Genomic DNA, 17,864 nt, shown 5'->3' with positions numbered 1-17,864 from the left:
TTGTTGTTTGCCCACATGTGCAACCTTTACAGCATCACCACCAACCAAGCCGCCATCCTCGCGCTCTTCCGCGTGGTCAACCGCTACGTCGGCAACCTACAGCCAATGCCCGGAGTCTTTCCGGACTACCCGGTGCCGGTGATCCGCAACACGGAAGGCGGGACTGAGATGACGCTCATGCGCTGGGGCATGCCGCCGCCGCCGCGCGCGGGTGGCCCGCCAGTTACTAACATCCGTAATACGTCATCACCACATTGGCGCGGCTGGCTAAAGCCCGAGAACCGTTGCCTTGTGCCGTTCAACAGCTTCGCCGAATAACCGCTTCCGACGAAGCCGCAACTGAAATCTATCGACGGCTGATGGAGCAACTACAGCGGGCGGGATTGCGGCGGAGCGGTTACATTATTTCCCTCATGATCTGGGCGATAAAGAACAAATCGCAAAGTGAGATATTAAACGAGGCGGTCCTTTTGCAGAACTTGATCGACTATGTTCTGGGGCGCATGGATTACACATCAGTTCTGCGACGAGAGTTTGATTTCCACTCTAAGGGGGCATGCTCATCTCTAAAGTGAAGAAGAAGGCGTACACAGGCAGCTCGAAGCAGCCTGAGGATTAGGCGGGTTTTCTATCCGATCGCGCCGCCCTCGATCCGGTGTGGACGTCATTCACCGATGGATACCAGATACTCAGGTTAGCTGTGTCGGGGGGAACGCAGGTAGCGCTCCCCCGCTACCAACGCTTCAGTATGGCGTTCACTTCGATAGTCCGTCCGATGCTCAGACAAAAGCGACGCATCTTAACGACCTCGCTGCGGTGGCGACGAAGAAATCGAACATGACGTTCGAGGACGTTAAGGAGTTGCCGTTCCCGCTCATGCAGGGTTACCGCATCATGCGCCTTTGCAATCGCGCCCTATATGAAGTGAGGGACGCGAAGCCCGATGGTGTTTCGCGGATCGAAGTCAACGTGGTTCAGCTCGGCATTGCAAAGGGGGAGTTCTAGTGGAGCGAATCCAGTACGCGCCCCGGCGGGGCGCAACGTATGAAGCGTCGCTGGACATCCTCGTGCCTGCGCTCGCGAGGCTGCGTGAATGTCAGACCTCGATTGATGCTCTCGTGCTAATTGACTCGCTGCCGGACATGATCTTGCCCGGCTTGGCTTACGTGGCTTCGCGCCGACAGTACGTTCCGCGCGACGCGGTGCAGGCCGTGGTGACGTACTGCGGGCCGTTGTTCCTAGAGCGGTGCCTGGGGCGTCGTCGTTCGCGAGAACTGCTTAAGCGCTGCCCCAAGCGGGCGGCATGCTCAGGCCTCGTGAGGTACGATGCCTGACAGTCTGTAAGGTTTGTCGCCTCACAAACCTTACGTTCTGGGCGCCTATTATCGTTGTGACACGCGCGTCGTCTAGGTAGCGAAGCCCTCGCACGCGAAAAATAAAGCCGTTGTCGATCCGGGTCAGTTCGCACAAAAGTCGGTCGAGCCGCTGATTCCAGGGCGGGTCATTTATCAAACCGAGGGTATGGGGCAAGGGGAATGCAACTAATCGCTACAAGGCACTACCACGACTGTAATCCCGTCACGCGTGAAGAATACGAGCTGCAAGACCGGATGTACCGTAAGTCTGACGTTGATTTCGTCCTGAGGGTGGCAGGCTCCCTGCCGGGCGATCCCGCAATCGAACAGTCGTACGGTCTCGAAGGTGTATTTGAGTGGCTGCGAGAATGTCCGGAGCAGATCGAACGGACGGTAATCGAGAAGACCTAGCTCGACTCATGGAGCTGGTAGTCACGCGGCACATATGGGGCCGGGGCCTGACCGCGGAGCAGATGCAAGACACCCTTGCGTCTGCTCTCGACGAAGGCCGACGCCACTTAGTGCGCGTCCGCAAGGGACCGGACGAGCAGATGGAGATTGAATTTAAGGCTGAACTAGGGGATGTGGGACGCGCGTTCGTTGAAGCGTCCAAGAGCGCTCCCGACAACCGGCCTAGTTGAACGCCATGAGCTTTGACGGGTTACCGGCGCTTTCGCACTCGCGGTAACAGGCGGGTACGCGATTGTCCCGAGCAAAAATCGCTCGCCGCAATTGAAGGCGAGGCCTCCGTAAGATAGGCTACGCGAGCAGCCATCCGGGAGGCGGCCCATGACAGGCAAAACCTTCAAGCAGCAAGTCATCGGAACGATCTTAATAGTGCTCCTACTTTCCCTACTTTCGTTAGCCGCTAGTTGTTGGGGTAACCCAAATGCTAGCGACCCATATAGCAGCGCCCTGCGGGTCGTTCCTGCGGTTTTGATTCCTATCGGGGCTGCTTGGCTCGCGTTCTGCGTTCAGCGGAGGGTTGCTTTCACGAAAGCCCTCTTTGATGTGTGGCAGAAAATTGTGGTTACAGTTCAGGACTCAATACAGTACACGCATTCGCCAACGCACACGCAGGCTGAATACGCGAAGGTCATGCACAGCCTAAGTTGCCGAATAGATGATGTACGGGGTGCGTTTCGGAATGTAGGGGAAGAGCGCACAGCTTTGTCCCATGAAACCAGAAAATTCGTTTTGGCCATTCAACATGCTAAATCACTAAGCGCCTGCGCAAGTGCGTTGGCGACGTACGGCTTCCCAGAAAAGAAATCTATCGGTCTTTATCCATTCGAAAGTCTAAAGCAGATTTCTGCCGTCATCTCACGCTTGGGCTACGGCAGTTCGATAACGTCGCAAGACTCCGAAATCGCACGGGATACAATATTAGCACTCTGGGGGATACTCCGTGGAGAGTTGTTGAAGGAGCTCGACAGAGATTATCCTGATTACCCTGATACACCGTTCAAAGCTTAGTGGCCTCATCGATGTCACGCTTCATGTGCTCAGCCCGAATATGTATTGAACCTACCGTGCTTGACGCCTCGAATGTACCCGCGCGACACCCGCTCTTCCATCTCGCGCTCTAAGAACTCATTCGCAATCAACAGCGCCTTCACAGCTTCGCGGGCGCGCCGCAAGCTGCGATTGCCTGATCGGCAGCAGCGTCTAAGCTGGCCGCATCTGCTGAGAGATTCGGTGCGTGCCGGCGCACCTGCCACGGATCGAGGTCGTCGTCGACATCGAGGACAAGACCTGTCCCTGCTGCCAGGGCGAGTTACACCGGATCGGCGAGGATAGAAGCGAGCGGCTCGACCTAGTCCCGGCGCAGTTCCGGATCCTCGTGACCCGGCGTCCCAAATATGCCTGCCGTGCTTGCGAGGATGGTGTCATGCAAGCGCCGGCCCCGGCGCGGTCGATCGAGGGCGGACTGCCGACCGAAGCAACCGTCGCCCAGGTTCTGGTGTCCAAATATGCCGATCACCTGCCACTCTACCGGCAGGCGCAGATTTACGCCCGCCAGGGCATTGAGCTCGATCGTTCGACGCTGGCGGACTGGGTGGGGCAAGCAGCCTTCCACCTGCGTCCGTTGCATGAGCGCCTCCTCGGCAAGCTCAGGCAACGGCCCAAGCTGTTCGCCGACGAGACGGCGATGCCGGTGCTCGATCCCGGCCGCGGGCGTACCAAGACCGGCCAGCTCTGGGCCTATGCGGCGGACGACCGGCCGTGGGGCGGTGCCGATCCACCGGGCGTCGCCTATGTCTATGCCCCCGATCGCAAGGCCGATCGACCGATCGCCCATCTGGCAGGCTTCAAGGGAATCCTGCAGGTCGACGGCTATGTCGGCTATGGCAAGCTCGCCGAGCGTGGCGACGTTCAGCTTGCATTCTGCTGGTCGCACATGCGGCGCAACTTCTACGAACTTGCCGCCCCCGGTCCCGCGCCTATTGCAAGCGAGGCGCTCAAGCATATCGCCGAGTTCTATGCCATCGAGAAGGAAATCCGTGGTCGCAGCGCCGACGAGCGACATCTCGTTCGACAACAGAAGAGCCGGGCGCTCGCCGACGCATTCCAAAGGTGGCTGCGAACGAAACTCGGTTTGATCAGCCAAAAGGGTAAGCTGGCCGATGCCATTCGGTATGCGCTCTCACGCTGGGAGGGCCTGACGCGCTTCATCGAAGATGGCCATATCGAGCTCGACAACAACAACGTCGAGCGCTCGATCCGCCCGATCACGCTCAATCGGAAAAACGCACTGTTCGCAGGTTCTGACGGCGGTGCCCAACACTGGGCCGTCATCGCCTCCTTGATCGAAACCTGTAAGCTGAATCACATTGATCCGCTGGCCTACATCACCGATGTGCTCACCAGGATCGTCAACGGTCACACGAACCGCCAACTCGACAGTTTGTTGCCATGGGCCTACGGAAACGGCTAGAATCCGGCCTGGGCGAAGAAAATCGACCAACCGACATTCTTGAGGCGCGCCGATGAGCGACAAGAACATCTTGTGGCAACAGGACGGGGTAGATCCCGGTTGGTTTATAGCCGAACAAATCGGGTCGATTAGGAACAGCACGAGTTACCGCCCGGGCGGTTGGTGGTTCTTGCCTGCTTGGCTGCCCGACACGCAAGAACACGACGTTGGTCCGTTTAAAACCAAAACTGCGGCACTAGCTGAGGCGGAACGGCTGGCAGCCCTCCACAAACGAAAAACATAGAGATCAGCTAACGTCTCGAACCCGTGTGTTCGGAACAGCGCTTACTGTTTTTGCATCCCGCTTTTGCAAAAGACCTATTGGGACAGGCCAGCCTCATTGATGGCGACACGCTAGAGATTCACGGCACCCGTATACGGCTGTGGGGGATTGATGCGCCTGAAACCTCGCAGCTCTGCCGGGGTGACGACAGCTTGCCTTATCGCTGCGGCGTTAAAGTGGCGAGCGCGCTAATCGCGCCGTGTTCGATGCAACCCGTCAACATCTTTGGGCACATAGCTGCGGGCGTATTCCACCAAGGTCTTTAAGTCGCGGCCCAGTTTCCATTCCCACGTATTAGGTGCATTCAAATAGCTTTCTCCGCCAAAATTCTTGCCTATGGCGCGGTCAAGAAGATGGTTTGCGAACGCGTCTATATTGTCTGCAAGTTCAGCGAAGTTATGATGTTCGGGCAACTTCCTGTAAGCCCGTCCGAGACGTGACAGACGATTGAACAGTCTCATACTCTATCTCTCTTTCCACGCGCGCTGTTCACTCGTCCCCGTTAAACCAGTCGGGGTGTTGCTGCCGCATGCGTCCTTCAACCGCTCGAAATTGATTGACCATCATCAAGTCTGATTGAGGGTCTGGGTGGTTCCAGCTTAGCTGGCTCAGCGTTTCTCGGTCGCTCTCAGCTCGCCAAAGATTATGATTGTGGAGAGCAGAATCCAAGAAGTGCTCTCGGTCTGAGTCCGCGAACTTGGACCACGACGGGAAGTCGGTCGGCCTGAAGCGGCGATAAAAGGAAGACCGTAGAGCCGGATCACGGGCGCCAAGTAGCGCTTCGTCCGCCTTCAGCAAGTCAGCTAGCCGCGAGCGTAGAAAGTATCCCGCGTCCACTTGATCGGCGCTTCCACACCACGCGCGGGATGGCATGCGTTCAAGAGGTAGTACAAGACACTCGCCCACCGGGGTGTAACGGGGACTGTTGCTGCTAGCTGCCACGCGCAGGAAAAGACCTTGTGATACGAATAATCGCTGTATCCGTCCAAATATGTTTCATCGTACGGAGTGGACATGCGGGGATTTTTTGCGAGTGCGATGATGGCCGACTCGAACGTTTCATCGCTCAATGAATCGAAGGGGGATTTTCGTTCGAGAAGTTTTTCGAGGATGCTGTCGCTTAATGTTGAATTCGAAAATAGCGCGCAAAGCTCCTGGGTGTCAGTAGGCAAAGAAGCGTGAAGTAAAAATCGATCACCAAAGGGGTCAAACCCACCGCTTGGAAAACTAGCTAGGAGCGTGCAACGGATGCCCCGGTGTTCCCGTTCGTATATTCGTTGCGCGACGCCTGCGTTAACGCCGTAACGGGCTAGGCCGAACTCAATGAATGCGTCATTGCGGAGGTAGAGGATTTCTTCTTGGTGCTTGTTGTCGTCGCGCATGAGAAGCGGCGTTTTGCTCGCGCTCTCTCGCCTTCGTTTCAGCCACTCGACTGCCTCTGACGGTGGGCAGACTTCCAAAAAAGCTCCTTCGATTATCTCTTCCGTGCTCAATGCCATGGTAGACGATCAGCCCCCGCATTCAATTCAAGCTACAATCTCGCGGCGCAGTTGCTTCTCAGCTTCGCCCGCGCCATCAAGCGAATTCGTTTGTTCTTATGGCTGGTCCGCGAGGCCTTAATCTTCGGCGGTTGTCGCGCGATCAGCGGCCGGTTCGAGTTCTAAACTGAGCTGAGCCTTTTCAGGCGGCAGGGGTAAATCAGACAAGCTAATGACCTTGATCTTCGCGAGCGCCCCGAGCGCGGCAACGTCTCCATCGTCGGAGTAAATTTCGGTCGCGCCGTGAACCCTCGCGATGGCAACAATCTGACGGTCGACTTTCACCTTCTGCCAAGGGGCTTTTGTTGGCCCTCGCTTATTCCCGTTTGCGAGCGCTGTGCGCAGCATCGCTGCGGCTTCCAAAGCAGCGCGGGTATCAAATGGCTCGATTGCGAACACGGCGTACTTCTGCAAGTCCTCTACGATTTTCTGAGAGGCTTCCGGCCCGGCTGTGACTAGGGCCTCGCTGAGCGCGGGCGTCGGTATGATGATTTTCGATTTGTCCTGACTCAGTCGGTGCACCAAGTACTGGATTCTATCCCGAGGGCGGGTGATGGGCGCGCCGTCCGCTCCATTCGGAATGCGGGTACCTGGGCGCAGCAACAGCAAGAGATTCGTGGAGTCAATGACCACCATTCTTGCTGCCTCCCGGTCCCTTTCGCATATCGATCAGCTCTTGATATGCGTCGTCTCCCCATTCGGTGGGAATGTCGCGTAGAGCCGCGAGCGCGTCGGTAAGCTGAGTCTCGCGGAGAGCTTCAAAGCTCTCCACCCGGAAGCTCTCAAGTGTCCAAGTGCCGTCCGCATCGCGAGTCCACTTGCCCTTGCCGAACAGTCGCACAGGCTCGAAGAGCTTAGCCCCGAGCTGTTTGGCTATGGCGCGTGTGGTTTCGCAGCCGCTTATCTGTTGAGTTTCGGATTGCAGCGTTATGTGGATGGAGCTGTCTTTGCCGCGAATGCCGGTGACAATGCCGTCAATCGAGCCTTGCTGTTTGACGGTGAATCTATCCTCCACCGCCTCGCGCCCGGGGAAGCGGATAATAACCCCACGGGGCGCGGCGTCTCGCAGCACGCCGACCGCGTTGTCGGCCTTAAGAAGCTTGTTCAGGCTGTTGAAGGCCCGGAGGGTGTCTCCGCTAGCATCCCCCGCGCGTACGGCTACCACGCGTGCGCGGACCTTCGGCATGGCCTCCCGGTCAACACGCGCGTTTAGGATCGTGCTGCCCTTTGTGAGGCCTCGAAAGTGCACCGCGTCCCGCTCGCCAAGTAGCGTTGCTAATTCTGCCATGTACTGAGCTAGCCGTCCCATCGGCATGGTTGCCGGGCTATAGGCGTCAATCCTGAATTGATATTCGCTGCCGTGCGGGCGGGTCGCTTTGTTCGGAGGCTTTGCCATCGGCGTCAACTCTTAAGGGGCGCAGGCCAGTAAAGCAGAGCCGCCTTAATATTACTACCAATGCGGGCGCGAACCGACGAAAGTAGAGCAGGGCGCGCAATCGCCCTGCGCCAGGCCGGACGCGGGGTACTTAAGTCAGGCCGCCCGGTAAGTCTTTGAAAACAATGGTTCGAATTGGGTGGGGGACCGTTCGTAGCGCTCCACTGACTCGAACCCCCGACGGTCAGGAACGACTCTGGCCGCACCTCTGTCCTGATCCTGGAGCCGGGCAGGAAGCCTTGAAAGCCTTACCGAATTTGCCGACCGCGAGATACATCACCGGTGCATCGATTACGGCGATTGGCACGTGTGCGGAAGCGAAGATTGGCTGGTCCATGTCGCGACGAAACAATACAAGCCGATCCAGGTCAACGAACAGTGCGAAGTCTTGGGCTCTTGGGCGATTTGGCAGAGGGCAACGACTGCAGGGCCAGCCTGCATTTACACGCTCCACCGACCCTGACGTCGCGGATGGCCTGGTCGAGAAGGCTCCGGACCTGAAAAGAGATGGCCGAGGCGAAGCCTCCCGACGGCAGCGGCTCGATGGCACCGGACCCGGCGATGGTCAGTCCGCGAGGAACAGGCGCCTAGGTGTATTCACTAGCGCACACCGCAGTTCTCCGGAGGAGAACGGAACATCCGGAGGCGGGGGAATATGGCTATCATCTCATGTTGCTCGCATGGCTATCATCTCATGTTGCTCGCGCTGTTATTGCCAAGTCCAAGCCGTGGTGTAGAGTTCGCGAGATTTTGAACACTCTTAAATTCGACGCCGCCGCGATTGCGTTACGATAGTTTTTTCTTCTGGGGGTTCCCCACCACCGCGCTTTTGCGCGCGGTTCTGGACGAGGTCTGTGAAAAAGTCTTCCGGGCCGAGACCGGAGCCCGTACCCACGTGGCGTCGAAAATTCTGGAAGCTGCGACCAGAGGCGACACATCGCCGGACCGCCTCAAGCAGTTTGTTCGCCAAGCTCTCTCGCAAGCGCCGACGATGTGGCGCTGACCGGCCGAGGGGGCGGGGGTGAATTTCCAGGTCACGGTACTAAAGATCCTGGTGAGCTACCCGGGCGGATTTGCCGTGATGGCCGACCTCAAGCGCGACATGGCGATCTTGGCGACCAGCGGTCGCGATTGGGCCAATCGCACCAAGCGGATGGCTGAGCGCATTCCGGAACTCGACATCTTTTCGCAAGGCCTCATTGAGCGCGAAGACGGCGGCCGGAAGATCACCGCCAAGGGGCGCGTCGTGCTGGAATTCATGGAGACCCGCCCCGCCGCCGAGCCGCCGATGGAGTCGGGACCGGCCGAGCAAGAGGATGCGCCAGTGCCACCGCTCCCGCAGCCCGCCGAACGGGCCAGGCGGCGGCGCGAACGTCGCGAGCGCCGGCGCGAGGCGCGCGAATGGGCGAGGGCGAACGCTTCCTAGCAGCGTCCTTTCAGAAGAAGCCTGGCGCATCTCGACTATAGCTCAGTGCGACGGTGCCAATAGACCGCATATACAGGGCCCGCGCGAAGGAGATTGCTCAGGGGTGTGCTGGTCTTCGCCTTCGGACCCGGTGAAACTCCAAGAACCGGATACCCGCAACCCCAGGCAAAAATCCGAACCCAGTGGGCGCCGTTCTCGGCGAGAACGGCCGCAACGAAATCGCAACGAATTAGGCGAAACGACCGTGAACAAAGCGTGTCGAAAACGGACGCCATGCCGAGAAAAATCAATAACTTAGAGGATATACGCTGCGTTCGGGACGCAGGGGTCGCAGGTTCGAATCCTGCCACTCCGACCATTCTTCCAAAAATCGACGTTTTCCAGAGACTTGGCGGACCGGCCGCCGGCGCCTTGGGAGCGCCTTTTTGCAACGATTTTCGGGGCGGGTCCACGGCCGATTTGGCCGGGCAGGGCGGCTTGTCGCGGCGGCATGGCTCTTTCGCCGACACCGATGATTTGTCTAACTTGTCGCTGCGCGGCAGCCGAGACTCGGCTACCGCCGCGCCACCAGCACGCCCACCAGAAACGCCACCATCAGCGACGGCAGCGGCGCTTCGCGCACCATGCCGCGGACGACGTCTTGCCAGTGCTGCTCCGGGACCAGGCTCGGCGATCGCACGTTGGGCGCCGGCTCGATGCCCCAGCTTGATGCGAGCTCGGCGATTTCGCTTTGCGCCAGACGTACATCATCACGGACCCGGAAGACGGCGGCCTCGGATCGCTCGCGCGGCGCGAGCAGCATCAACGTCTCGACGGCCGTGCGCAACGTCATCTCGCCGTAGCCCTGCAGCCGCACCGACTCCTCGGGGTCCGATGTCATGCGAAATCCGTCACAGCGCGAAGTGGCGCGCGATGGTGAAGGCCGCCGCCGCGCGCGCGATGGGCTCGCCTCAGGTGCCTGCTCATGATCTAGCTCCATGCTCTGCATGGAAATGGCGGCGGCGGAACTTGGTTCCTTACGCGCGATGCGAATCGGTGGGCGCCGGCTATCTCCGCAGCAGCTCGCTCAAGGCCGCCGTCGCCTCGGCGCAGCGGATGTCGTCGATCTCGCGCGACAGGCTGAGCGCGCTCGATCTCAGCTCTTCGAGCTTCCAGCTGTCCGGATGCTGGTTTTCGAGCTGGCCGAGACGCTTGTTCAGATCGTCCAGTCTCGATTGAAGCTGCCCGACGCTGGCGGCCCCATTCACTTTCCAAACGCGTTGTGCACGCATCGTCGTTCCCCTGATAGTCTCACGGCCTTGTGAGAGCGGTTCGTGGCCGGAATGGGAGTTTGTTTTGTCCGGCTTCAGATCGTGGGGAACCGTTGCAGATCGGCAACGAATTTCTCTGGTTTCGGCGCGCGCGCGTCTGGCATCCGCACGAAGATACCGCAGGCACGCAATTTGATTGTGCCATCAGGACGATGGGCCGAGGCGGCCTGTGCGTGCGGCGCAGGCTCAAGCCCGACGCAATCAGAGAAAAGGAATGACGCGTGGCGAGATTTGTGACGATTGCAGCCGGCCAGCTCGGCCCGATCGCGAGGAGCGAGACCAGGACCGCGGTGATGGCGCGGCTGACGGCCTTGATGCGGCAGGCCCGGGCCTGCGGCTGCGACCTGATCGTCTATCCCGAGCTGGCGCTGACCACGTTCTTTCCACGCTGGTATTTCGAGGATCAGGCCGAGATCGACAGTTTCTTCGAGCGCGAGATGCCGGGCCCCGAAACGCAGGCGCTGTTCGATCTCGCGCGCGAGCTCGGGATCGGCTTTTGCCTCGGCTATGCCGAGCTGACGGTCGAGGCCGGAATTGTCAGGCGCTACAACACTTCCATTCTGGTCGACAAGAGCGGCGCGATCGTCCTGAAGTATCGCAAGGTCCATCTGCCCGGCCATGCCGAGCACGAGCCATGGCGCGAGTTTCAGCATCTGGAGAAGCGCTACTTCGAGCCGGGCAGCGGCTTCGGCGTGGCCGATGCCTTCGGCGGCGTGATGGGCATGGCGATCTGCAACGATCGCCGCTGGAGCGAGACCTATCGGGTCATGGGCCTGCAGGGCGTCGAGATGGTGCTGATCGGCTACAACACGCCGGTGCACAATCCGCCCGCGCCTGAGCATGACGATCTCTCGCTGTTCCACAATCATCTGGTGATGCAGGCCGGCGCCTATCAGAACGGCACCTTCGTGGTCGGCGTCGCCAAGGCCGGCATCGAGGAGGGCGTCGACCACATCGGCGGCAGCTGCATCATTGCGCCCTCCGGCGAGATCATGGCGGCCTGCACCACCAAGGGCGACGAGATCGCGCTGGCGCGCTGCGATCTCGATCTCTGCAACTCCTACAAGCGCACTACCTTCAATTTCGACGTCCACCGCCAGCCACATGCGTATGGAATGATCGTGGAGCGGAAGGGCGTGACGACCATGGCGGATGGGACGCCGGTGCCGCGCAAGGGGTGAAGCTCTCCCTCCTGTCATTCCGGGGCGATGCGCAGCATCGAGCCCGGAATCCATCGGGCCGCTGTACAAGCGGTTAAATGGATTCCGGGCTCGCCGTTTTGCGGCGCCCCGGAATGACGCCGGGAAGCTCGGTGTTTCGCTCACGTGTCAAGCCGTCAGCGTGAAAATATTCCACTTTACCGAAATTCGGAATTGTCGTATGTGTCGCCCATCCCGGCTCATCCTTGAGGGGCGACCATGTGGTCGTCATTGTCGCGAGCCGGGCTTGCGGTGGACGCGGCAGCGTCGTGCACGAGAGTCAGGGCAGGGCGGATTGCTCTCCGTGAGCCCGAAACCGCGTGCGGACGAGCGGCGCTGTCAGGTTCGTCTCGCCTGTAAGTTTCCGGCTCCGTCGACAGGGCTGGGAAAACTGCGGCGAAATGGCGGGCCGCGCGTACGGCAAAACCGTGTGGTCCTGGCCGTCGTTGCTACGGTCAAGCTCTTGCGGAGGCGGCAGTCGCGTCAACCGGCGCGATTGCCGGTGAATTTCGTGAGGGCGAGGGAGGCCAGAACGAACTCGGCTCCCGGGAGAGCACGGCATAAGTCGTCCGACCATCGCGCAGGGAAGGCCGGGTGATTGGCTACACCTGTATGCTGCTGTGCGGTTCTTCCTGCGTGTGCATTTCGCGCAGCGGACCGCGGGTGCCGGCCGGCACCCGGTCTTCCCTGCGCCCTCTCGGCTCAAGAGGGTGAGCGACGAAGCAAGGCCTCGGGCGAATTCAGCCGCGAGGATGCGAGGGCGTGTCTGCGATTCAAAATGCGTGTTGGAAGAGCGGCATCGCCGCCTCATCCTCCATCATTGCGAGCGCAGCGACTTGTCCGCCGAAGCCTTCGGCGAAGGCGGAAGCAAACCAGAATCTTTCCACAGCGACAGTTTGGATTGCTTCGTCGCAAGAGCTCCTCGCAACGACCAGGAGGAGAGAGCGTGCGCCAAACTCCATTCTCGTGCCCCGGACGCAGCGCAGCGTCCCTTCGACGGTGCGCTGCAGAGCCGGGGCCCATATCGTTGTTGTCGTACCGTGTCGCCCTGGGTCCCGGCTCTGCGCCGCAACGCTCACGCGTTGCAGCTTGTCCGGGACACGAGTGAGAGCCGCGTCTTCAGAACCGTCCAATCCTCCTCCCCGACCCGCTCACAACCACGTGTCTTTATTCGGGAACAATCATTCCCTATTATGCCGCAATGCAAAAGACTGCCCGCCGATCTCAGTCTGCCCGTCGTCCCGGCCGTCCCCGGGAATTCGACATGGACACCGCGCTCGACCGCGCCGTGCGCGTGTTTCGCGAGCGGGGCTACCATGCCACCTCGATCGGCGACCTCACCGCGGCGATGCGGCTCGCCACCGGCAGCGTGTACAAGGCGTTTCGCGACAAGCATGCGGTGTTTCTCGCCGCCTTCGAGCGCTACACGGCGCTGCGCCAGGAGCAGACCCGCAGCGCGGCGGCGCGGGGCGCAAACGGCCGCGAGCAGATCCGCAACGTGCTGCTGTCCTATGTCGAGCACTCCCAGGGAATCGAAGGACGGCGGGGCTGCCTCGTGGTCGGCAGCGCTGTCGAGTTGTCCGCGCATGACGCGATGGTCGCGGCCTGTGTCAGCGCGCAGCTTGCGACCAACGAAAACTTCATCGCCGGCCTCATCCGCGACGGGCAGGCCGACGGCTCGATCCCCCGTCATGTCGCAGCTGACGACACCGCGCGACTGATGCTCTGCATCACGCAGGGGATGCGCGTCGTCGGCAAGGCGCGCCTGCCGCTCGACGGGGAGCGCATCGTCGGGGTCGCGATGAAGCTGCTCGCCTGAATTTTGTGTCAGAATAGGGAATGGTCATTCCCTAAAGATTATCTGGAGACTATGCGAATGACGATGAATGCCACGATCGAGACCGCACCCGAACCGGATGCGGTGTCGCAGCGCCTTACCTTCGTGCTCGCCGCGGCCTGTGGCATGGTCGCCGCCAACATCTACTATGCGCAGCCGCTGATCGCTCCGATCAGCGCCGCGCTCGGCCTGTCGCATGCCGCGGCGGGACTGATCGTCACCATGACGCAGATCGGCTACGGCACCGGGCTGCTGCTGATCGTGCCGCTCGGCGATCTCGTCGAGAACCGCGCCCTGATCTGCTCGGTGATCACGCTCGGCGCCGCGGCGCTGCTCGCCGCCGCGTTCGCCACCCATGCGCTGCCGTTCCTGATCGCCGCGCTGTTCATCGGCCTCGGCTCGGTGGCCGTGCAGATCATCATTCCCTATGCGGCGCACCTGGCGCCGGCAGCCATCCGCGGCCGCGTCGTCGGCAACGTCTCGACCGGCCTGATGCTCGGCATCATGCTGGCGCGTCCGGTGTCGAGCTTCGTCACCGCGGCCCTGTCCTGGCACGCGGTGTTCTTCTGCTCCGCCGCGCTGATGATCGTGCTCGCAGCCGTGCTCTGGATGACGCTGCCGAAGCGCAAGCCGGTGATGCGGATGCACTACGGCGAATTGTTGCTGTCGATGCCGCATCTGGTGCGGGCCACGCCGCTGCTGCGGCGCCGCGCGCTCTATCAGGCGAGCCTGTTCGGCGCCTTCACCCTGTTCTGGACGGTGGCGCCACTCCAGCTCGCCGGCGAGTTCGGCTTCTCCCAGCGCGGCATCGCGCTGTTTGCGCTGGCCGGCGTCGCCGGCGTGTTCGCCGCACCGATCGCCGGACGCCTCGCCGATCACGGCCATAGCCGCATCGCGACGCTGGTCGCGATGCTGCTCGCGGCCGGCGGCTTCCTCGTGACCTATGTCGGCGCGCCCGGCTCGATGCTGAACCTCGCCTGTCTGGTGGTGGCCGCGATCGCCATCGATATCGGCGTCCAGGGCAACGTCGTGCTCGGCTTCCGCGCCATCTTCGCGCTCGGGCACGAGCACCGCAGCCGCCTCAACGGCCTCTACATGGCGACGTTCTTCGCAGCCGGCGCGGCCGGCTCCGCGGTCGGAGCCTTCGCCTTCGCGCAAGGCGGCTGGGCGCTCGCATCGGCCATTGGCCTTGCCCTGCCCGTCGCCGGCCTGCTCTATGCGGCCACCGAGTAGTTGCCGGTATGGCCGAACTGTGCGATGCGGCCTGTTCGCCAGCCCCGCGAGGACGCAATTTCCGTCTCGCGGCCCCGACGCCGCTGTAGTAAATTGGTTGCAAACGCACCTGGTTAACGGGCGGCGGGGGGACGCTGATGAGGCGTGCGGGGCTGTTTGGCGTAACGTGGGTACGTCCATGGTCGTGGCAGGCGTTTCTGCTCGGGCTGGCCGTCATCGCAATGTCGGCCGTGCTTCAGGGCATCTGCGTCGCGCTCGGCGCAAAGCTCTATTTCGCGGCGTTCCTGCCCGGCCTGTTCGTGCTTGCGTTCGTGGCGGGCGCGCCGGCGGCGGCATTCGCCGCGCTGCTCACCATTCCGCTGGTGTGGTGGGCGTTCATTCCGCCTTTCTTCGCGTTCAATGCGCTGACCAGTGCAAGCGCCGATTCCATCAACCTGTTCTGCTTGCTGGCCATACTCCTGATCGGCCTTGCCGATCTCTGCCGCAAGACGGTGACGATCATCAGAAGCGGCGGGCTGAAGCCTTCCGGCAAGAGCGCGGCAACGAATTCGCAATAAACCCCACCGCGCGCGTTGCGGACGTGCAACAGTCCGGCAACCATCCGCGAACTTGCCGCGCGCCGCTAACTTTTCGAAAAAGATTTGGCCGCAGTTTCTCCCGCGGGAATGACGAGGGAGTTTTCGGACATGAATGGTCACGCCATCCTGGAGAACGTGCGCCGCTACCGCGGCATCGCATCGCTCTATCGCCAGACCGCCGCATTCCGCCCGGGCCAGAGCTGGTCGCTGCTGGAGCAGGCGAGGGATTGGGAAGCGCGGGCGCTGTCGGAGCTGGAAGCCTATTTCGCGACGCGCACGGACCACGCCGCCCCGCTCGCGGCCTGATCGCCGGCCATCGGCGCGGGCGCGAACCGGCCCGCCGAAGCCGCCACCAGCCACGGGGCAAGTACGGAGTTGTCTCCGTCCCCTTCTGTGCTAGCAACGGGCCGATCGAGATCTCCTTCACGTCGGCCCGGGCAAGCGATGACCACCTTCAACCGCATCTTCACGACCGAGCGTCTGCTCCAGATCATCGTGGTGCTGGCGGCGACCGTCGCCATGAAGCTGATGAGCTGAGCGCCGGCCTTCTATCGCCCGCCGAGCTCGGGCATGTCCGGCAGATAATTCGATCCTTCCGAGCCCAGAAAATCGAACATCGCCTGCGCGGGCGGCAGCAGCACCTTGTCGCTGCGGCGGATCACGTACCATTGCCGGACGATCGGCAGGCCCGCGACGTCGAGCACGACGAGCCGGCCCTCGGCGAGCTCATGCGCCACGGTGTGGGCCGAGATGAAGGCGATGCCGAGCCCGGCGATGACCGCCTGCTTGATGGTCTCGTTGCTGCTCATCTCCATGCCGATGATCGGCTCGAGATCCGACTTCTGGAACAAGCCCTCCATCAGCGTCCGCGTGCCCGAGCCGGGCTCACGGGTGAGGAAGGTCTCGTGCACGAGGTCAGTGAGGTTGAGGCCGGAATCCTTCTCCAGCCAGTGGCCCTTGCGCGCGACGATGATGTGCGGATTGCGCCCGAGCTGGCGGACGTCGACGGTGACGTCGGCCGGTGGCCGACCCATCACCGCGAAGTCGAGGTCGTAGCCGTGCATGGCTCCGCGGATCTCCTCGCGATTGCCGATGGTCAGCTTGATCTCGATCTTGGGGTAGCGCTTGGAGAACGCCGCGATCGCATGCGGCACGAAATATTTCGCGGTCGAGACCGCGCCGAGCTTCACCGTGCCGCCGGTCCGCCCCGCGAGCAGGTCGAGCGCGCCCTGGCAATCCGTGATGGCGGCCTCGACCCGCTCGGCCAGCGCCAGCACCTCCTTGCCCGCTTCCGTCAGCAGCATGCCGTCGCCGGTCCGCTGCACCAGCGGCAGGCCGGCGAGGTCCTGCAGCTGCCGGAGCTGCTGGGTCACGGCCGGCTGGGTCAGCCCGAGATGGCTGGATGCCGCCGTCACGCTGCCCTTGGCCGAAAGCGCCGCGAGCGAGCGCAGCTGCCGGATCGTTAGATGCCGGAGCTGGGCCGCCGCATGGCCGGGACCATTATAAGAAAATTCTTTGAGGCTCATTATAAATAGAAATTTTCCTTATTAAGTCGCCCCTGTCAATCTCCTGATGCCGGGACTGATCGCACCGACCTCCAGCGGGGGAGGAAACTGGATGCGGCGCCGGCAGAGGGGATGGACGCAGATGACCGGGCAACTCAGGCTGGACGACCACCTTCAACGGTATTCCGAGACCGCACCCCACGCGCTGGCGGTGGCGGGCGCGGTGGATGCCATCGCGGCAGCGGCGATCGAGATCGCCGATCTCATCGCCTCGGGCGATCTCGCCGACGCTTCGGGCCTGACCACGGGCCGCAACAGCGACGGCGATCTCCAGCGCGATCTCGACGTCCAGGCCGATGCGATCCTGCGCCGCTGCCTCGGCCGGCTGCCGATCGCGGCGCTGGCGTCGGAGGAGATGCGCGAGGCCCAGATCGTCGACCGTCAGGGGCGCATCTGCATCGCGATCGATCCGCTCGACGGCTCCTCCAACATCGACATCAACATGACCGTCGGCACGATCTTCTCGATCCTGCCCGCACTCGACGATCTCTCGCTCGCCTTCCATCAGCGCGGCTCGGCGCAGCTCGCTGCCGGCTTCGTCACTTACGGTCCGCAGACCGCGCTGGTGCTGACGCTCGGCGACGGCGTCGACATCTTCACGCTCGACCGCAAATCCGGCTGCTTCCGCCTCGCGCGCAGCGGCGTGCAGATTCCCGAGGCCTGCGACGAGTTCGCGATCAACGCGTCGAACCGCCGGCACTGGGATCCGCCGGTGCGTGCCTTCGTCGACGAGTGCCTCGCCGGTGTCGAAGGGCCCGCCAATCACGATTTCAACATGCGCTGGATCGGCTCGCTGGTCGCGGAAGCCTATCGCATCCTCACCCGCGGCGGCGTGTTCCTCTATCCCTCGGACGCGCGGCCCGGCTATGGCGACGGCCGCCTGCGCCTCACCTACGAGGCGCATCCGATGGCGATGATCATCGAGCAGGCCGGCGGCTCGGCATCGACCGGGCGCGAGCGCATCCTCGAACTGTCTGCGCAGAGCCTGCACCAGCGCGTCCCGCTGATCATGGGCTCGAGCAACGAGGTCCGGCGCGTCGAGGAGCTGCATTGCGATCCGCTGCTGGTTGCCAGCGTCTCCGCACCGCTGTTCGCGCGGCGCGGCTTCTTCCGGCTCTGAGCGAGGCG

General features: G+C 61.9%; 18 protein-coding genes and 2 pseudogenes. 13 read left to right on the top strand and 7 right to left on the bottom strand.

Going from position 1 to position 17,864, the window contains the following annotated elements:
• Positions 1–15: 15 nt before the first annotated feature.
• The 5 genes and pseudogenes from ACM42_RS24130 to ACM42_RS24110 all read left to right on the top strand — a co-directional run.
• Positions 16–315 (top strand): annotated as a pseudogene (locus ACM42_RS24130) (SOS response-associated peptidase family protein); the annotation flags it as partial.
• Between the two features lie 522 nt (positions 316–837).
• Positions 838–1,005, top strand: coding sequence for a hypothetical protein (locus ACM42_RS24125; protein ID WP_164937378.1), 168 nt, complete (start codon positions 838–840; stop codon positions 1,003–1,005).
• A 1,139-nt stretch (positions 1,006–2,144) separates the two neighbouring features.
• The gene (locus tag ACM42_RS24120) at positions 2,145–2,831 is read left to right on the top strand and encodes a hypothetical protein (protein WP_128948390.1); all 687 of its coding nucleotides are present in this window, start codon (positions 2,145–2,147) and stop codon (positions 2,829–2,831) included.
• Positions 2,832–3,057: 226 nt separating this feature from the next.
• Positions 3,058–4,293 (top strand): annotated as a pseudogene (gene tnpC, locus ACM42_RS24115) (IS66 family transposase); the annotation flags it as partial.
• A gap of 52 nt (positions 4,294–4,345) precedes the next feature.
• Positions 4,346–4,576, top strand: coding sequence for a hypothetical protein (locus tag ACM42_RS24110; protein WP_128948391.1), 231 nt, complete (start codon positions 4,346–4,348; stop codon positions 4,574–4,576).
• Positions 4,577–4,803: 227 nt separating this feature from the next.
• On the opposite strand, the gene ACM42_RS24100 is transcribed toward ACM42_RS24110, so the two are convergent.
• From ACM42_RS24100 to ACM42_RS24085, 4 genes are all read right to left on the bottom strand, one after another.
• Complete coding sequence (locus ACM42_RS24100) at positions 4,804–5,076, bottom strand: hypothetical protein (protein WP_164937379.1); 273 nt, start codon at positions 5,074–5,076, stop codon at positions 4,804–4,806.
• A 342-nt stretch (positions 5,077–5,418) separates the two neighbouring features.
• A complete protein-coding gene (locus ACM42_RS24095; protein ID WP_271530251.1) occupies positions 5,419–6,114 on the bottom strand; it encodes a hypothetical protein in 696 nt (231 codons plus the stop codon).
• Between the two features lie 117 nt (positions 6,115–6,231).
• On the bottom strand, positions 6,232–6,789 hold the full coding sequence (locus tag ACM42_RS24090; protein WP_128948393.1) for a type II toxin-antitoxin system VapC family toxin: 558 nt from the start codon (positions 6,787–6,789) through the stop codon (positions 6,232–6,234).
• Entirely contained in the window at positions 6,776–7,549 is a 774-nt protein-coding gene (locus ACM42_RS24085) for a hypothetical protein (RefSeq protein WP_128948394.1), read from the bottom strand. The genes ACM42_RS24090 and ACM42_RS24085 overlap by 14 nt, the downstream gene beginning before the upstream one ends.
• A gap of 820 nt (positions 7,550–8,369) precedes the next feature.
• Here ACM42_RS24085 and ACM42_RS24080 point away from each other — a divergent pair.
• Positions 8,370–8,591, top strand: coding sequence for a hypothetical protein (locus ACM42_RS24080; RefSeq protein ID WP_128948395.1), 222 nt, complete (start codon positions 8,370–8,372; stop codon positions 8,589–8,591).
• Positions 8,592–8,609: 18 nt separating this feature from the next.
• Positions 8,610–9,014, top strand: a complete 405-nt coding sequence (locus ACM42_RS24075; RefSeq protein ID WP_271530250.1) for a hypothetical protein — start codon at positions 8,610–8,612, stop codon at positions 9,012–9,014.
• Between the two features lie 553 nt (positions 9,015–9,567).
• Here the strand turns inward: ACM42_RS24075 and ACM42_RS24070 are convergent.
• Together ACM42_RS24070 and ACM42_RS24065 are read right to left on the bottom strand one after the other, a co-directional pair.
• Positions 9,568–9,894: a hypothetical protein gene (locus ACM42_RS24070; protein WP_271530249.1), complete on the bottom strand. Its 327-nt coding sequence runs from the start codon at positions 9,892–9,894 to the stop codon at positions 9,568–9,570.
• Positions 9,895–10,060: 166 nt separating this feature from the next.
• Positions 10,061–10,285, bottom strand: coding sequence for a hypothetical protein (locus tag ACM42_RS24065; protein WP_271530248.1), 225 nt, complete (start codon positions 10,283–10,285; stop codon positions 10,061–10,063).
• A 260-nt stretch (positions 10,286–10,545) separates the two neighbouring features.
• Between ACM42_RS24065 and ACM42_RS24060 the strand changes: the two genes are divergently transcribed.
• From ACM42_RS24060 to ACM42_RS24040, 5 genes are all read left to right on the top strand, one after another.
• Entirely contained in the window at positions 10,546–11,505 is a 960-nt protein-coding gene (locus tag ACM42_RS24060) for an N-carbamoyl-D-amino-acid hydrolase (RefSeq protein WP_271530247.1), read from the top strand.
• 1,219 nt (positions 11,506–12,724) lie between these two features.
• A complete protein-coding gene (locus tag ACM42_RS24055) occupies positions 12,725–13,342 on the top strand; it encodes a TetR/AcrR family transcriptional regulator (protein WP_271530246.1) in 618 nt (205 codons plus the stop codon).
• 57 nt (positions 13,343–13,399) lie between these two features.
• Complete coding sequence (locus tag ACM42_RS24050) at positions 13,400–14,593, top strand: MFS transporter (protein WP_271530245.1); 1,194 nt, start codon at positions 13,400–13,402, stop codon at positions 14,591–14,593.
• 137 nt (positions 14,594–14,730) lie between these two features.
• Positions 14,731–15,150: a DUF4118 domain-containing protein gene (locus ACM42_RS24045; RefSeq protein WP_271530244.1), complete on the top strand. Its 420-nt coding sequence runs from the start codon at positions 14,731–14,733 to the stop codon at positions 15,148–15,150.
• 129 nt (positions 15,151–15,279) lie between these two features.
• Positions 15,280–15,477: a hypothetical protein gene (locus ACM42_RS24040; RefSeq protein ID WP_271530243.1), complete on the top strand. Its 198-nt coding sequence runs from the start codon at positions 15,280–15,282 to the stop codon at positions 15,475–15,477.
• 242 nt (positions 15,478–15,719) lie between these two features.
• On the opposite strand, the gene ACM42_RS24035 is transcribed toward ACM42_RS24040, so the two are convergent.
• Positions 15,720–16,697 carry a LysR family transcriptional regulator gene (locus ACM42_RS24035; RefSeq protein ID WP_271530242.1) on the bottom strand — a complete coding sequence of 326 codons (978 nt, stop codon included), beginning with the start codon at positions 16,695–16,697 and terminating at the stop codon, positions 15,720–15,722.
• A 121-nt stretch (positions 16,698–16,818) separates the two neighbouring features.
• Here ACM42_RS24035 and ACM42_RS24030 point away from each other — a divergent pair, with 121 nt between their 5' ends.
• Positions 16,819–17,856: a class 1 fructose-bisphosphatase gene (locus ACM42_RS24030; protein ID WP_271530241.1), complete on the top strand. Its 1,038-nt coding sequence runs from the start codon at positions 16,819–16,821 to the stop codon at positions 17,854–17,856.
• The last annotated feature ends 8 nt before the right edge of the window (positions 17,857–17,864 follow it).

The sequence above is a fragment of the Bradyrhizobium sp. CCBAU 25338 genome, from assembly GCF_028128965.1.
GTDB lineage: Bacteria > Pseudomonadota > Alphaproteobacteria > Rhizobiales > Xanthobacteraceae > Bradyrhizobium > Bradyrhizobium liaoningense.
This window is presented reverse-complemented; position numbering and strand designations above follow the sequence as displayed.

Coding starts and splice junctions, on each gene's coding strand:
- ACM42_RS24055 (WP_271530246.1), top strand. CDS start 12,725: ATGCAAAAGACTGCCCGCCGATCTCAGTCTGCCCGTCGTCCCGGCCGT.
- ACM42_RS24090 (WP_128948393.1), bottom strand. CDS start 6,789: ATGGTGGTCATTGACTCCACGAATCTCTTGCTGTTGCTGCGCCCAGGT.
- ACM42_RS24050 (WP_271530245.1), top strand. CDS start 13,400: ATGACGATGAATGCCACGATCGAGACCGCACCCGAACCGGATGCGGTG.
- ACM42_RS24095 (WP_271530251.1), bottom strand. CDS start 6,114: ATGGCATTGAGCACGGAAGAGATAATCGAAGGAGCTTTTTTGGAAGTC.
- ACM42_RS24035 (WP_271530242.1), bottom strand. CDS start 16,697: ATGAGCCTCAAAGAATTTTCTTATAATGGTCCCGGCCATGCGGCGGCC.
- ACM42_RS24110 (WP_128948391.1), top strand. CDS start 4,346: ATGAGCGACAAGAACATCTTGTGGCAACAGGACGGGGTAGATCCCGGT.
- ACM42_RS24120 (WP_128948390.1), top strand. CDS start 2,145: ATGACAGGCAAAACCTTCAAGCAGCAAGTCATCGGAACGATCTTAATA.
- ACM42_RS24125 (WP_164937378.1), top strand. CDS start 838: ATGACGTTCGAGGACGTTAAGGAGTTGCCGTTCCCGCTCATGCAGGGT.
- ACM42_RS24065 (WP_271530248.1), bottom strand. CDS start 10,285: ATGCGTGCACAACGCGTTTGGAAAGTGAATGGGGCCGCCAGCGTCGGG.
- ACM42_RS24030 (WP_271530241.1), top strand. CDS start 16,819: ATGACCGGGCAACTCAGGCTGGACGACCACCTTCAACGGTATTCCGAG.
- ACM42_RS24100 (WP_164937379.1), bottom strand. CDS start 5,076: ATGAGACTGTTCAATCGTCTGTCACGTCTCGGACGGGCTTACAGGAAG.
- ACM42_RS24085 (WP_128948394.1), bottom strand. CDS start 7,549: ATGGCAAAGCCTCCGAACAAAGCGACCCGCCCGCACGGCAGCGAATAT.
- ACM42_RS24045 (WP_271530244.1), top strand. CDS start 14,731: ATGAGGCGTGCGGGGCTGTTTGGCGTAACGTGGGTACGTCCATGGTCG.
- ACM42_RS24040 (WP_271530243.1), top strand. CDS start 15,280: ATGAATGGTCACGCCATCCTGGAGAACGTGCGCCGCTACCGCGGCATC.
- ACM42_RS24070 (WP_271530249.1), bottom strand. CDS start 9,894: ATGACATCGGACCCCGAGGAGTCGGTGCGGCTGCAGGGCTACGGCGAG.